Origin of the sequence: Anoxybacillus sp. EFIL, assembly GCF_013096955.1 — a bacterium.
GTDB classification, from domain to species: domain Bacteria; phylum Bacillota; class Bacilli; order Bacillales; family Anoxybacillaceae; genus Anoxybacillus; species Anoxybacillus ayderensis.
Window position 1 is genome coordinate 47,606 of sequence record NZ_SDLH01000010.1, and the last position, 14,080, is coordinate 61,685.

Annotated in this window: 14 protein-coding genes and 1 riboswitch; of the genes, 2 read left to right on the forward strand and 12 right to left on the reverse strand. The window is 42.4% G+C overall.

All coding sequences use genetic code 11. The annotated features are described in order from the left end of the window. Genes thiS through tenA form a run of 7 tightly spaced genes read right to left on the reverse strand, consistent with a single transcriptional unit; the run spans nucleotide 1 to nucleotide 5,419 of the window. Complete coding sequence (thiS, locus tag ES017_RS13225) at nucleotides 1–204, reverse strand: sulfur carrier protein ThiS (RefSeq protein ID WP_042534593.1); 204 nt, start codon at nucleotides 202–204, stop codon at nucleotides 1–3. Next, the gene (thiO, locus tag ES017_RS13230; protein ID WP_042534596.1) at nucleotides 188–1,309 is read right to left on the reverse strand and encodes a glycine oxidase ThiO; all 1,122 of its coding nucleotides are present in this window, start codon (nucleotides 1,307–1,309) and stop codon (nucleotides 188–190) included. The genes thiS and thiO overlap by 17 nt, the downstream gene beginning before the upstream one ends. After that, a complete protein-coding gene (gene tenI, locus ES017_RS13235) occupies nucleotides 1,297–1,911 on the reverse strand; it encodes a thiazole tautomerase TenI (RefSeq protein WP_021095498.1) in 615 nt (204 codons plus the stop codon). Before tenI ends, thiO begins: the two co-directional genes overlap by 13 nt. Nucleotide 1,912: 1 nt before the next feature. Then, on the reverse strand, nucleotides 1,913–2,707 hold the full coding sequence (locus ES017_RS13240; protein ID WP_021095497.1) for an energy-coupling factor transporter transmembrane component T family protein: 795 nt from the start codon (nucleotides 2,705–2,707) through the stop codon (nucleotides 1,913–1,915). Then, a complete protein-coding gene (locus tag ES017_RS13245; RefSeq protein WP_035063401.1) occupies nucleotides 2,707–4,155 on the reverse strand; it encodes an ABC transporter ATP-binding protein in 1,449 nt (482 codons plus the stop codon). The genes ES017_RS13240 and ES017_RS13245 overlap by 1 nt, the downstream gene beginning before the upstream one ends. A gap of 3 nt (nucleotides 4,156–4,158) precedes the next feature. Continuing rightward, on the reverse strand, nucleotides 4,159–4,749 hold the full coding sequence (locus ES017_RS13250; protein WP_042534599.1) for an ECF transporter S component: 591 nt from the start codon (nucleotides 4,747–4,749) through the stop codon (nucleotides 4,159–4,161). Next, nucleotides 4,724–5,419 carry a thiaminase II gene (gene tenA, locus ES017_RS13255; RefSeq protein ID WP_042534601.1) on the reverse strand — a complete coding sequence of 232 codons (696 nt, stop codon included), beginning with the start codon at nucleotides 5,417–5,419 and terminating at the stop codon, nucleotides 4,724–4,726. Before tenA ends, ES017_RS13250 begins: the two co-directional genes overlap by 26 nt. An 89-nt stretch (nucleotides 5,420–5,508) precedes the next feature. Further along, nucleotides 5,509–5,616, reverse strand: a riboswitch (TPP riboswitch). A gap of 133 nt (nucleotides 5,617–5,749) precedes the next feature. Here tenA and ES017_RS13260 point away from each other — a divergent pair. Then, the gene (locus ES017_RS13260) at nucleotides 5,750–6,934 is read left to right on the forward strand and encodes a class I SAM-dependent rRNA methyltransferase (RefSeq protein WP_021095494.1); all 1,185 of its coding nucleotides are present in this window, start codon (nucleotides 5,750–5,752) and stop codon (nucleotides 6,932–6,934) included. A gap of 290 nt (nucleotides 6,935–7,224) precedes the next feature. On the opposite strand, the gene ES017_RS13265 is transcribed toward ES017_RS13260, so the two are convergent. The 4 genes from ES017_RS13265 to ES017_RS13280 form a co-directional block, all read right to left on the reverse strand. Beyond that, complete coding sequence (locus ES017_RS13265; protein ID WP_021095493.1) at nucleotides 7,225–7,737, reverse strand: PepSY domain-containing protein; 513 nt, start codon at nucleotides 7,735–7,737, stop codon at nucleotides 7,225–7,227. 126 nt (nucleotides 7,738–7,863) lie between these two features. Next, a complete protein-coding gene (locus ES017_RS13270) occupies nucleotides 7,864–9,528 on the reverse strand; it encodes a glycoside hydrolase family 13 protein (protein ID WP_021095492.1) in 1,665 nt (554 codons plus the stop codon). A 196-nt stretch (nucleotides 9,529–9,724) separates the two neighbouring features. Then, nucleotides 9,725–11,332, reverse strand: a complete 1,608-nt coding sequence (locus tag ES017_RS13275) for an MDR family MFS transporter (protein WP_042534611.1) — start codon at nucleotides 11,330–11,332, stop codon at nucleotides 9,725–9,727. 5 nt (nucleotides 11,333–11,337) lie between these two features. After that, on the reverse strand, nucleotides 11,338–11,781 hold the full coding sequence (locus tag ES017_RS13280; RefSeq protein WP_021095489.1) for a MarR family winged helix-turn-helix transcriptional regulator: 444 nt from the start codon (nucleotides 11,779–11,781) through the stop codon (nucleotides 11,338–11,340). A 136-nt stretch (nucleotides 11,782–11,917) separates the two neighbouring features. On the opposite strand from ES017_RS13280, the gene ES017_RS13285 reads away from it, so the two are divergent. Then, entirely contained in the window at nucleotides 11,918–13,336 is a 1,419-nt protein-coding gene (locus tag ES017_RS13285; protein WP_171335205.1) for a SpoVR family protein, read from the forward strand. Between the two features lie 94 nt (nucleotides 13,337–13,430). Here ES017_RS13285 and ES017_RS13290 read toward each other — a convergent pair whose 3' ends face one another. Next, nucleotides 13,431–13,964, reverse strand: coding sequence for a hypothetical protein (locus tag ES017_RS13290; RefSeq protein WP_052481216.1), 534 nt, complete (start codon nucleotides 13,962–13,964; stop codon nucleotides 13,431–13,433). Nucleotides 13,965–14,080: the final 116 nt, after the last annotated feature.

Genomic DNA, 14,080 nt, shown 5'->3' on the forward strand with positions numbered 1-14,080 from the left:
TTATCCTCCCCCTACAAAATGAACGATTTCAATACGATCACCGTCCGCAATGGCTGTATGCTCATATGTTTCTTTCATAATAATGTTCGCATTGATTTCAACGATCGCGATCTTTTCATGAATGCGAAAATGTTGTAACAGTTGAGCGACAGTACGAATGTGAGCTGGCAAGTCAATCATCTCACCGTTAATGATGCAACGCATGCCCCTCCCCCTTTCTCGTTAGCGAAAACGGCATCATATGAAATGGCACGTCTTTTTCTTCAAGCATATCGCTTACAACTCTTCCTGTGATGGCGCTTAGCAAAATGCCGTTTCGATAATGCCCTGTCACAACGAATACGTTTTCATATTGTGGATGCGCTCCGATATAAGGCATGCCATCTTTTGTTTGTGGGCGAATGCCTGCCCACGCTTTTTCAAATGTGGAATGAGCGATAGCCGGAACGATTTGCATCGCACGCGCTAGCAAATGATGCACGCTACTTGCTTGCACCGTTTTGGCAAACGAATGCGCGATGGCGCTAGCGCCGATGACAAGGCGATTGTTCGCTTTCGGCACAATATAACAGCCGTTTTTCGCAAATACAGTTGTTTGTAAAAGCGGTGTCTCTGTCGTCACCGAAACACACTCTCCTTTGACCGGATACATATGTAGCGATAACCGCAACTTTTCTGCGAGCATCGGCGTCCATGCACCGCACGCGATGACGATACGTTCCGCATATAACGTTCCGCTCGTCGTTTTCACTCCTACAACACGTTCACCATCGAAAATAAAATCGTACGCTTCGGTATATGGTAAAAAACGCGCCCCTTTCGCCATCGCTCCATGAGCAAAAGCGAGCGAGAGCTGTTTCGCGTCCACTTGTTGATCGATCGTGTACATCGCACCATATTCATTCCGAACGTTTCGTTCAATATCTACCACTTCTTCAGGAGTTAACCAGCGAACGTGCTGCGGTTGTATACGCCTCCAAAATTCATAATGTTCCGTTAATTCTCCGTACTCTTCTGCTGTTGTCGCGAGCTTTAACATTCCCGCTTCATTCCATCCGACTTCAATATTTGTTAACTCTCGCAGTTCGGCAATAACGGCTGGAAATGCCGCTTGGCTCGCCAAAGCAAGCGGAATGAGCGGATGGTCTGCCGAAAACTCGGAGTGTGCACCGAGCATCCCGGCTGCTGCCGACGATGCTTCTTGCGCTAACTCTCCCCGTTCAATGACGACGACTGATGCTCCCCTTTTCGCTAACTCAAAAGCGATGCTACTACCGATAATGCCTCCCCCAACAATTAAAACGTCCATGTATTCGCCCCCATTTGTTTCCGATATCGTTGAACCATATATAGCGGATCATCCGCCTCAAACACCGTCGACATGACGGCAATTCCTTTTGCCCCCGTCATGAACACATCACGAACATGGAAAGGTTTAATGCCTCCAATAGCAACGACAGGAATGCGTACGTGGCTTGTCAACTGACGCAACGATGAAAGCCCACGTGGCTTTCGTCCTTCTTTACAATTCGTTTCGTATATATGTCCGAAAATGACGTAGTCCGCTCCTTCTTTTTCCGCCCGCTTCGCTTCTTCAAACGTATGCACGGAGCAACCGACGCGCAAAAAAGGAAACTTTTCTTTTATTCGTTTGGGAGATAGGCTATGATGGGCGAGCTGAACGCCGCCAACGCCATAAACGACGGCGACGTCCACCCGATCGTTGACGATTATTTTTTGTGGTGGAACACTTACTTCAAGCAAATTTTCCACAATCATCCCTATCTCTTTTGCCGAACGATGTTTTTCACGAATATGAATAAAGTGGGCATATGAATGTACGAGCGATGAAATATGAACAAACGTTTCAATTGACTGTTTTCCTGTTGAGATGAGATGGAGCTCTTTCATCTTAACGCACATCCTTTATTGGAACATACGGAAACGCATCGGCAACGTAATACCCCATCGCAACAATCATGCATATGACAACAAATAAATACACGTCATATTTTCCGAGCGTCAGTTCATAATAAAACGTTCTCGCTCGTTCATTTGTAAATCCTTTCGCTTCCATCGCCACCGCAATGCGCTGGGCGCGGCGAATGCTTTGTGATAAAAGCGGAATCGCGTATCGTTTGATGAGTTCAAGCTTCCCGCGAAAGCCTTTCGCTTTAGCCGCTCGGCGCACCTTTAACGCTTGATGCACCGTTTGAAATTCTTCCAGCATGATCGGCAGCAAACGAATGGCTGCTAAAAAACTATACGCATATTTCGGTTTCAATTTTGCTTGTTGCATAAGTGAATAAAACAAAAACACCGGCTTTGTCGTAAGCGCAAACATTAATCCAAAAATGGCAAACAAAAGCGTACGGAATCCGAGATGAACGCCGCGATAAAAACTTTCTTCCGTCACATGAATGAGCCCGAAGCGAAACCACGTCGTCTCTCCCTTGCCAAACAAAATCATGGACAACGACGTAGAAATGAAAATAAAGAAAAACGGCACGAAAAACAAAAGCATATGCTTCATTCGATAACCGCTAAACGACATAAATAATGCGGTAAAGCCGATCGTCCAGTTGATGAGCACGTTTGGGTTATGGACAAAAACAATAACGATAAACATCGGCAAAAATAACAATAATTTTACGGTTGGGTTCGTTTCATGCAACCACGTCTCTTTATGTTCGATGCTCCATCTCATCATATCCCACCTCGCACAAGCGTCCGTGGCACGATCGTTTCATCGGCGACAAGCTTTCCGTTTTCAATGATCCATCGTCTCGTCGCAAATTGAGAAACAATGCGCTCATCGTGCGTCACCATGACAATCGCCTTTCCTTGTTGTCGATACGCTTCAAGCCATTCGAGCAACGCAAACGTATTTTTTGCATCTTGCCCGAACGTCGGCTCGTCAAGAAGCAATATGCGATGACGCTCCGTTACTGAAGCGGCAACACTTAATCGCCGCTTTTGTCCCATCGACAATTGGTACGGATGCAAATGCCGTTGGGCGCTTAAATGAAACCGCCTAAGCAACCTCTCTACTTCCTCTTCTATTTCATATTCCGAGCGTTTTTCAAGACGTAAACAATAAGCTAGCTCATCATCTACACGATTTGTAACAAATTGAAACTCTGGATTTTGAAATACAAAAGCGATGTTGTCGTATAATACCCCATCATTTTTTACTAGCTCTCCTCGCCAATACATATCGCCTTCTGTTCGAATTAACTTCATGAAGCTTTGCAGCAACGTGCTTTTTCCTGCCCCATTTTCTCCTGTGACCGCAATCCATTCACCTGCACGAATGACGACATCATCGACTGTGATTTTTTCTTCTTTTTGTCGAAAACCGCGGAGCGACTGCACATGTAAAAGCACGTCTGACGGATGATACGGCTGCTGCGCTGTTTTTGGCTTTTCGTACATCTCCCACACTTCTGGATACCAAATGCCTTGTTCGGCAATAAACGAACGATACGTCGAAAATATATGATCCGTTGGGCCATCGGCAATCATTTCACCACATTCGTTAAACAAAATGATGCGCTCAACAAAATCGAGAATATGATCAATTTTATGCTCAACGATAACAACTGTTCGGTCGTCCGCTACTTCTTTTAACGTTTCCCATACTGCTTTTGTTCCTTCTTCATCGAGAAGCGCTGTCGGTTCATCTAAAAATAACACATCCGGGTCAAGCGCCAAGACAGAGGCAATCGCTAACCGCTGTTTCATTCCTCCCGATAACGTTTGAATCGGCACATGAACGTGCGGAAGACGAAGGCGCACGCGTTGAAGAACGCGCTCGATTTTTTCTTTCATCTCCGCACGTGGCACACCGAGATTTTCAAGGACAAACGCAATTTCTTCATCGACGTACGGCATGCAAAACTGCGCATCCGGATCTTGAAACACATAGCCGACTTGCTTTGGAATATGAAGCGCTTTTGCTTTCATCGGCACATCGATCGAGCGTGGAATAATGCCCGCCATCACTTGTAATAACGTCGATTTTCCACACCCTGATGGACCTAAAAGCAACACTTTTTCTCCTTTTTTGATCGAAAGCGATACATCGGTAAATAACCGTTTTTCCGCCCCCGGAAACTTTAACCGCAATTGTTCAATGTGTATCAACGATGTCACCTTCTATTTATCAAGCGAGTCGTAATCTTCTTTTGTCGTCGGGCGCAACAGTTGCGTCACACCTGTCGCTTCGAGCGCTTTGACAAGCGAATAAGCAAATACCCCCGCAATGATGATCGCTCCAACGAAACGCGCACCGATAAATAACGTTAAATTCCACCACGCTAATTGATCGATATATCCTTTGTAAAAATCAACTACTAACGAAGCGATGGTTGAACCGACGGCAGCAAGCGACACAACCGCCACGTCGAAACGTTTATAACGGAAAGCGGCGAAAACAAGCTCAGCGAGCAATCCTTGCACAAAACCGTAAAATAACACTTCTAGTCCCCACTCAGATCCAGCTAAAAACTCCCCTGAGGCGGCAGCGACTTCCGCAAGCAACGCCACTCCTGGCTTACGAATCAACAAATATGCCACTGTCGCAGCAATAAACCACATGCCATAAATAAGCTGATCGAGATGAAGCCCAAGCGGTTTCACCGCATAGTAAAGCGGTCCCCACACTTTATACACAATCCCAAACACAATCGCTACAACAACGGTCGTTAATACGTCTGTTAATTTAAGCCCTTTCGTTTGCATAAACATCCTCCTCTTCCATTGGCCAACGTTCTAATTTGTACGCCATGTCCCAAAATAAATATTCATACTGACTGCTGGTCCAAAAATGTTGCTTCATTCGCTCCAACTCTTTTTCACTTACTGTTTTCGCTATGTCGTTTAAGCGCGCAATTTGTTGTTCGACAAGCTGTCTAAACCAATCGGAGCCGTACGCTTCGATCCATTTCGCATAAATTGGATGATTCGGCTTACAATGCTTCAACCTCTCGCCAATTTCGTAATATAACCAATAGCACGGTAAAATGGCCGCTAACACATCACCAAAGTGCCCCGCAAACGCTGCCCGATACATATGTGACGTGTATGCATACGCGGTTGGGGCGGGAACAAATGACGCCTTTTCTTCTTCTGTAATGCCGAGCTCTTTCATAAACGTTTCATGTAAATGAAGCTCAGCTTCATACGTATTTTGCGCATGATTCGCCATGCTTGCGGTCGTTTGTAAATCGTCAGCCATCGCCCCGCCAAGCGCTTGCACTTTCGCAAAGTGTGTCAAATAATATGAATCTTGTAATACATAATACCGAAAACAACGTAAATCTAGCGTTCCTTCTCCTAGCTCTGTCACAAACGGATGTTGAAAACTCGCTTCCCAAATCGGATCGACAGCTTTGCGCAACTGTTCTGAAAACAACATTTCCTCTCCCCCTCATGAAAAATAAAAAACCACTTTCTTTGCGCAAAGAAAGTGGTTTGTAAACGATGGAAATTGGCATATAGACACACTTCGCACCGTCTCCACTTCCCTACGCTGGTATGATCCAGATCAGGTTCTAAGGGTCTCAAAGGCACACTTTGATCTCAGCCTATCTAAAGGCCCCCCTAGTGGAATGCATTTGCGTTATTCACTTTGTCACTAATATTAGCATATTTCATTGTTTTGTCAAATATTTTTCTCCATTATTTGCGCACATCGTGTTCTTCCTGTATGCTAAAGTAGCGAATATATAGTTCAGGAGTGGAATGTATGGCGAATGTATTTTTAAAACGAAAAAGAAAAAAGCGGCTCGAGCTTGGACATCCGTGGGTGTTTCAAAGCGAAGTTGACTATATTGAGGGGGACGTTGAACCAGGTGATTTCGTCAACGTATATAACCATCAACGTCATTTTTTAGCGAAAGGGTACATTAACCCGAAATCACAAATGATCGTGCGCGTGTTAACGCAAAATCCAAATGATGAATTAAATGCGCAATTTTTTATGAATCGCATTCGGCAAGCGTGGGCGTATCGCGAGCGCATGATTCCGGGCGTTCGTTCATGTCGCGCCATTTATGGAGAAGCGGATTTTTTACCTGGGCTCATCGTCGATAAATACGAAGATGTGCTCGTTGTCCAAATTTTATCGCTCGGCATGGAAAAAAGAAAAGAATGGATTTTACAAGCGCTTCTTGACGTCTTTCAGCCGAAAGCCATTTATTTGCGCAACGACGTCCACGTGCGTGAATTAGAGGGGCTGAAACAAGAAAAAGGATTTTGGTACGGCACGTGCGATACGAACGTACAAATTGAAGAAAATGGCGTGAAATATATTGTCGACATTGAAAACGGGCAAAAAACAGGGTTTTTCTTCGATCAGCGCCAAAATCGTGCCGCGATCAAGCCGCTCATTACAAGCGAATCGACTGTGCTCGATTGTTTTACGCATACCGGCTCATTTATGTTAAACGCCTGCTTATACGGGGCAAAACATGTGACCGCTGTCGACATTTCTGAACATGCGATTGAAACGGCAAAAAGAAACGCTGAGCTAAACGGATTTACAAACGTCGATTTCGTCGTGGCGAATGCGTTTGATTATTTAAGAGAGTGTGTACAAAAGGGGAAAAAATGGGATGTAGTCATTATTGATCCTCCAGCGTTTGCTAAGTCCGCTCATGCGGTACCAAAAGCGCTTGCCGGCTATAAAGATATTAATTTAAACGGCTTAAAGCTCGTCAAAGACGGCGGCTTTTTCGTAACAGCCAGTTGCTCGTATCATGTGCATCCCGATATGTTCCAAGCGATGGTCGCAGAAGCAGCGTTTGATGCAAAGAAAATTTTACGTCAAATTCATTGGAGCGGCGCAGGATATGACCATCCGAAACTGCTTGCCGCCGATGAAGGGGATTATTTGAAGTTTGCGATTTACGAAGTACATTCACGCAAATAAAACAGGTTGGCGTCCGCCAACCTGTTTGAAAATGGACAAAATTGTTGCTCACACACGACAACAAGATGGTGTATACTATAATTGAAAACGCTTACTTTTGTGTAGGTGATCGATATGTCATTAAAAACGATTTGTCCCAAGTGCTTCGGGAAAAAGAAAATAAAAATTTGTTTGTCGCTGTATAAAACATGCTCGTTTTGCAACGGAACAGGGAAAATTCAACAAACACCAACGAAACGAATTAGTTAAAAAGCACTTCACACCAACCATGGATGCGAAGTGCTTTTCGTTTATGCCACGGATTTTCGCTGTTTCGCTTTTGCCTGCGCTCGCAAAATTTTCACAGATAAATAAATCCCTGTTCCCGTTAAAATGATTATCGCAATCGCAGCCGCATCGATGATGAGACGATTCCAAATCCCAAGTTTCCCAACATGAATTGCACGGACAAACGAGGCGAATTTGTTCACTTCTTTTTTCACAACTGTGCCGTCTGGCGCAATCGTTACTAGCGTCCCATCTTTATCGTTTAACCGTACCATATACATACCGTGATTCATCACGACACCAACTTCGTCCATTGAAAATGCACCAGACTCACTCGCTTTTCTCACCGCATCAATCATATTTAACTTCCCATGTCCATGTCCATCCCCGTGCGCATGTTCATGGCTGCCGTGAGAATGACCACCCATTCCCATTAACCATCGCTCTGTTAACAATAAGCCTGTGACCGCTTCCAAAAGCAAAAATACAGAACAAATAAGTCCGATCCATAAATGCAAATTGCGCGTTTTTTTCACAAAAACCCCTCCATTTAAAAAGATGTGCTTGTCATGAATGTACAAAAAAGAGATGTGAAAAGTATGAAATGATTGCAAAAAAAATGTGAAATCCCCTCTTCCATATCGGAAAAGGGGATTTCATCATCATTTCATCAAATATACGCGCGCTTCGTATGGACGCAATGTAAAACGTGTCGCATGTTTATGTTGTTTGACATCGTAGTTTGTTAACACAAGTTGCTCGCTATTTAATTTTAACGAGTCGTAGCGATACATCGTTTTTCGGTCTGTTAAGTTCACGATGACGACCGCTTTTTCATCGCCTAACGTGCGCGTATACGCATAAATTGCTTTATGGTTTTCTAATATTAAATCATATGTTCCGTAAACGAATACGTCATGTTGTTTACGAAGTTGAATCATGCGCTTGTAAAAGTTTAAAACAGAGTTCGGGTCGTTTAGCTGCTTTTGAACGTTAATTTGTTTATAGTTTTCATTCACCCCAATCCAAGGCGTCCCTGTCGTAAAGCCGGCATTTTTTTCGTCGGACCATTGCATCGGTGTGCGCGAATTGTCGCGGCCATTTTTCCAAATCCAACGCATCACTTCTTCATGAGAACGACCTTTGGCGCGTTCAATGCGATAGTAATTTTTAATAGCGACATCGTCATATTCATCAATCGTTTCGAACTGTACGTTCGTCATGCCAATTTCTTGCCCTTGATAAATAAACGGTGTCCCTTGCATAAGAAAATATAATGCGCCTAACGCTTTTGCGCTTTCGGCAAGATATTGCTCATCATTTCCCCACGTTGACACCGAACGCGGTTGGTCGTGGTTTTCAAGAAATAGCGCATTCCATCCAACGCCTTCTAACCCTTTTTGCCATTTCGTTAATACGCGTTTTAATTTCCGAACATCGACACCGCCGTCTGTTCCTTTTTGCCAAAGTCCAAGATGCTCAAACTGAAAAATCATATTAAAAATGCCGTTTTCTTCACCGACCCAATCTTCCGCTTCCTCTACAGTGACTCCGTTTGCTTCTCCAACCGTCATAATGTCATAACGCGCAAACGTTTGCGCTTTAAGTTCACGAAGATACTCCATAATTCCTTCTTGATTCATATGGCCATCAAACGAAGGAACGTAATCAAGACCTTTTGGATTCGGTAAATCAGGGAGACCTTCTTTTTTCTTAATGTGTGAAATCGCATCAACACGGAAGCCATCAATTCCTTTGTCAAGCCACCAGTTGATCATATCGTATAACGCGCGACGAACATCTTCATTTTCCCAGTTCAAATCGGGCTGCTTCGTCGCAAAAACGTGCAAATAATATTGATCCGTCGTCTCGTCATATTCCCAAGCAGAACCGCCAAAAATACTTTCCCAGTTGTTTGGCTCTTTTCCATTTTTTCCATCGCGCCAAATGTACCAATCGCGTTTTGGATTATCTCGTGATGAGCGCGATTCAATAAACCACGGATGCTCATCGCTCGTATGGTTAATGACGAGATCTAAAATGACTTTCATATCGCGCTTATGAATTTCTTCAAGCAACTGATCGAAATCTTTCATCGTGCCAAACTGCTCCATAATGTCTTGATAGTCGCTAATGTCATAGCCGTTGTCAGCGTTTGGCGATTTATAAATTGGACAAATCCATATGACATCGATTCCAAGGTCTTTTAAATAATCAAGCTTTTGAATAATCCCTTGTAAATCACCAATCCCGTCTCCGTTTGAATCCATAAAGCTTCTCGGATATATTTGATATGCAACCGCTTCTTTCCACCAAGCTTTTTTCACGTAAAATCCTCCTCAATCCAATCAAAATAAATCGCTTTCAATGATCTTCACTCTTTCATGTTAATATACAAACGGCTTCGTTTAAAGAGGAAGTTGCACTTTTTCATAAAAAATTTCGTTTTTGTTGTGCAAACGGTTTAAATACGAACAAAAATAGACAACGATGCATCATCGTTGCCTACTATATACTTATAATTTATTCCATTTCATTCATTTTATTCGTTCGATTTGAAATGGTAATGCGACCGATAAACATCGCAAAAATAAAGCCAATGCCAACAAAAATCAATCCGTACAAAAACACATCGCTTAACGCATCCACAAGCGTTTGTTTTAATACAGGCACAAACATTTGTTGCATTTGTTCAGGAATTTTTTTCAACGTCTCTGGATTTAAAATGACCGAATATACGCTTTGCGGATTCGATTCAACGAGTTGTTTAAATGAATCCATCATCGCATGCGCTTGTTCCGGCAATTGTTGTAATAACGGAAGAAACTTCGCTTCCAATAAATCTTTCGAACGATGGTTCATAATTGCCCCTAACAATGTTGCCCCAAACGTCCCACCGATTTGACGGAAAAACTGGCTCGATGATGTCACGATGCCAAGCTGCGATTTTGGAAACACTTCTTGCAACGCAAGCGTAATGACTGGATTGACGAATCCTAGCCCAAAACCGAGCGTCGCCATAAATGACATCGCTGTCCATTTATTTGTATGGACATCCATCGTTGACAATAAGAAAAAGCCAAGCGCTACGAGCACCATTCCAACAATGACTTGCGGACGGACGCCAATTTTTTGCACAAGCCGTCCACCAATCATGCTTGCGATAATAAGGGCAAACATCATCGGAAACATCATCGTTCCCGATTCTGACGGACTCATCCCGATAATGCCTTGCATAAAGAGCGGCACGAACATAATCGCTCCAAACATGCCAACAGACATAAAAAAACCGACACTATTGAGCACAACAAACGTCTTATTTTTTAATAAATGAATCGGCATAATTGGCTCCTCAGCTTTACGCTCAACAAACACAAATAAGCTGAAGAAAACGACCGAGCTAGCTAGTAAAGAAATGATTTGCCATGATAGCCAATCGTATTTGTCGCCGCCGAACGTTAACGCTAACAACAACGAAACAACGGCCACAACCATTGTAAACATGCCGGCCAAATCAAGTTTTACGCGCTCAGCCATACGATGATTATGCAAACCAAGAGAAATGAGAACAATGGCTAATATGCCGACGGGAAGGTTAATATAAAACACCCAACGCCAATTTAACGAATCAACAATCCATCCCCCAACTTGTGGACCAAGAATAGACGCTAATCCGAATACGCCGCCAAACACACCTTGCCATTTTGCACGCTCTGCCCCCGTAAATAAATCACCAATGACAATCATCGCCATCGGCATCATAATGCCACCGCCAATTCCTTGAATGGCGCGGAAAATAATAAGCTGCGTCATCGTATCTGCCATGCCACATAGCGCTGAACCAATAATAAAAATCGCTAATCCTGTCACATAAATCGACTTTCTTCCAAACAAATCAGCAAGCTTACCGGCAATTGGAACAATCGTTGTTGATGTGAGCATGTACGCTGTTGTTAACCATGCCATCATACTTAGTCCACCAAGTTCCCCAACGATGCGCGGCAACGCTGTGCCAACAATCGTTCCATCGAGCGCCCCGAACAACATCGCAACAAGTAGTCCTGTAATTAAAATGCCTCGCTTTTGTTGTATATCGGCCATGCTCGCTTGTATCGCGGCCTGTTCTTTCATGTGTATCACTTCTCCTCTTTTTCATTTGTCGCAACAATTTTTTCGATCGTACAGACAAATTGTTCAAGCTCATCGGGTTGCAATTGTTTTAAATAACGTTCAATAATTTTTCTTCGCTCCGCACGCGCATGTTCAAGCATTTCTCTCCCCTTTTTAGACAACTGTACATACACAACGCGACGATCTTCCTCATCCCGTTCGCGCAAGACAAACCCGCTTTTATATAAGCGATCGATCATCGTTGTAATCGCGCTCGGTTTGACAAACATTTCATCCGCCAATTCGCTCACTGTGCATTTTTCACGCTTTGACAGCAAATTTAAAATAAAAAACTGCGGTTTCGTTAAACCAATTTCTTCTTTCGCTAAATCGGCTGCCAGTTTGCGAACGGCTAACGAAAACGCATGCTCTAATCGCTCAACAAGCGTAGGAAACGGCGTTTGCTCCATACCCACCCCACCTTTTTTAACTATATAAATATTTAACATAGTTAAATATATACGAAAGAAAATATAAAGTCAATGAATCATTCCTGACGTATCAAATGACGCGCTCGTTCATACATTGTCATAAGGAGGGAGCGCGATGAAACGAGATGAACAAAAAGCATTAGAAAAAGCGATTGCGGAAATTACGGAAATTGCTGAAGGGTTTGGACTCGACTTTTATGAAATGCGTTATGAAATTTGTCCAGCTGATATTATTTACACATTTGGAGCATACGGTATGCCGACACGGTTTTCCCATTGGAGCTTCGGCAAACAATTTCATAAAATGAAGCTCCATTACGATCTCGGATTAAGTAAAATTTACGAACTTGTCATTAACTCCGATCCGTGCTACGCATTTTTATTAAATACAAATACGCTTATTCAAAATAAATTAATTGTCGCACACGTACTTGCCCATAGCGACTTTTTTAAAAATAACGTTCGCTTTAGCAACACAAAACGAGATATGGTCGAAAGCATGGCAGCAACAGCTGAACGAATTAAACATTACGAGCACGAATACGGGAAACAAGAAGTCGAAAAGTTTTTAGACGCTGTATTAGCCATTCAAGAACATATTGATCCTTCCCTTCTGCGTCCAAAACTTTCATGGACGATCGCTGATACGGAAGTATACGAAGACGATCATGAAACGCCAAAACCTTCTCCGTATGACGACTTATGGTCTCTTGGTGAAAAGAAAAAAACAACGCCCGCTCGAAAAAAGAGAAGAAAGTTTCCTCCCCATCCTGAGAAAGATTTATTGCTGTTTATCGAAGAATATAGTCGTGAACTCGACGAGTGGCAGCGCGACATTTTAACGATGATGCGAGAAGAAATGCTTTATTTTTGGCCACAGCTCGAAACGAAAATTATGAACGAAGGATGGGCGACGTACTGGCATCAACGTATTTTACGCGAAATGGATTTAACGAGCGATGAAGCGATTGAATTTGCGAAATTAAATGCAGGTGTTGTGCAACCTTCACGTACAGGCATTAATCCGTACTATTTAGGACTGAAAATTTTTGAAGATATCGAAAAACGATGGGACAATCCGACGGAAGAAATGAAAAAACTTGGCGTCAAACCGGGTTCGGGACGCGCAAAAATATTTGAAGTACGCGAATTAGAATCCGACATTTCTTTTTTGCGCAACTATTTAACGAAAGAACTCGTCATGCGCGAAGATATGTATTTATTCCAAAAACAAGGAAAAGACTACAAAATTGTTGATAAACATTGGGAACATATACGCGATCAACTTGTGAACATGCGCGTAAACGGCGGCTTCCCATACATTACAGTGAACGATGGCGACTATATGCGCAATGGGGAACTATATTTAAAACATTGGTACGAAGGTATTGAACTAGACGTAAAATATTTAGAAAAAGTGCTTCCTTACATTTATCAACTTTTGGGCCGTGCGGTTCATATCGAAACAGTGATCGAAAACAAACCGACGCTATTCACATACGACGGGCGAAACGTACAACGAAAATATATATGAGCTACTGAGTGCGCAACTAACAAAAAGTTTACATTTTATGTAAACTTTTTGTTTTTCTCTGCTCAGTAATTACATAAAACTTGTGTCACATCACTTATTTAATTAAAATTTTACCTGTGTTCTTAAAACGTTCTATAATAACAAATAGTCGAGAATAGCAGTCTTGGATAGTTTTCTCATTCCTAATATTATTGTAAAGTCCTATACCAAAGTACGTATCTTTATAAAATCCTACTACATAGTCTCCTGATTTTATGATGTGAGCGTCTTCATAACTTAATTGATCATCAAGAAACGCCAAATAGACCTTTTCAGAATCAATAAAAACAAACGGAATAGGGGATTCCCAATAAATTTTAGCATACTGTGGCTCAGCTGCCTCTTTTAAGTGCTTTTTAGTAATAAATACACTATCCACGTTTGCGAATTTTTTTTGCAAAACGTCTTCCATCGACATTTGAATGAAAGAAACGTTTTTTTCCCTAATCTTAGGAATATCCCCAACAATTCCGATTTTTAGTTCATTTCCTGAATAAACTGGAGAATGAAAATTTGCTCCCTCATTTGTTTTGTGGGTCAAGTACGCAATGAAGAATACTAATATCAGCATTATGAATAGTTTTCTCATAATTTCCTCCTAATGAATGATAATTAAAACAACTACATTATACCAAAACCATAATTATAAAAAATAGTTTTTTTTTGGATTTTGTTTGTTAGTATTATATTAGTTGCTATCCAAAC

Bases quoted from the DNA above. Each gene is read 5' to 3' on its own strand.
- tenI (WP_021095498.1), bottom strand. From the start codon at position 1,911: ATGAAAGAGCTCCATCTCATCTCAACAGGAAAACAGTCAATTGAAACG.
- ES017_RS13285 (WP_171335205.1), top strand. From the start codon at position 11,918: ATGAAACGAGATGAACAAAAAGCATTAGAAAAAGCGATTGCGGAAATT.
- ES017_RS13250 (WP_042534599.1), bottom strand. From the start codon at position 4,749: ATGTTTATGCAAACGAAAGGGCTTAAATTAACAGACGTATTAACGACC.
- ES017_RS13290 (WP_052481216.1), bottom strand. From the start codon at position 13,964: ATGAGAAAACTATTCATAATGCTGATATTAGTATTCTTCATTGCGTAC.
- tenA (WP_042534601.1), bottom strand. From the start codon at position 5,419: ATGTTGTTTTCAGAACAGTTGCGCAAAGCTGTCGATCCGATTTGGGAA.
- thiS (WP_042534593.1), bottom strand. From the start codon at position 204: ATGCGTTGCATCATTAACGGTGAGATGATTGACTTGCCAGCTCACATT.
- ES017_RS13280 (WP_021095489.1), bottom strand. From the start codon at position 11,781: ATGGAGCAAACGCCGTTTCCTACGCTTGTTGAGCGATTAGAGCATGCG.
- thiO (WP_042534596.1), bottom strand. From the start codon at position 1,309: ATGGACGTTTTAATTGTTGGGGGAGGCATTATCGGTAGTAGCATCGCT.
- ES017_RS13240 (WP_021095497.1), bottom strand. From the start codon at position 2,707: ATGAGATGGAGCATCGAACATAAAGAGACGTGGTTGCATGAAACGAAC.
- ES017_RS13260 (WP_021095494.1), top strand. From the start codon at position 5,750: ATGGCGAATGTATTTTTAAAACGAAAAAGAAAAAAGCGGCTCGAGCTT.
- ES017_RS13275 (WP_042534611.1), bottom strand. From the start codon at position 11,332: ATGAAAGAACAGGCCGCGATACAAGCGAGCATGGCCGATATACAACAA.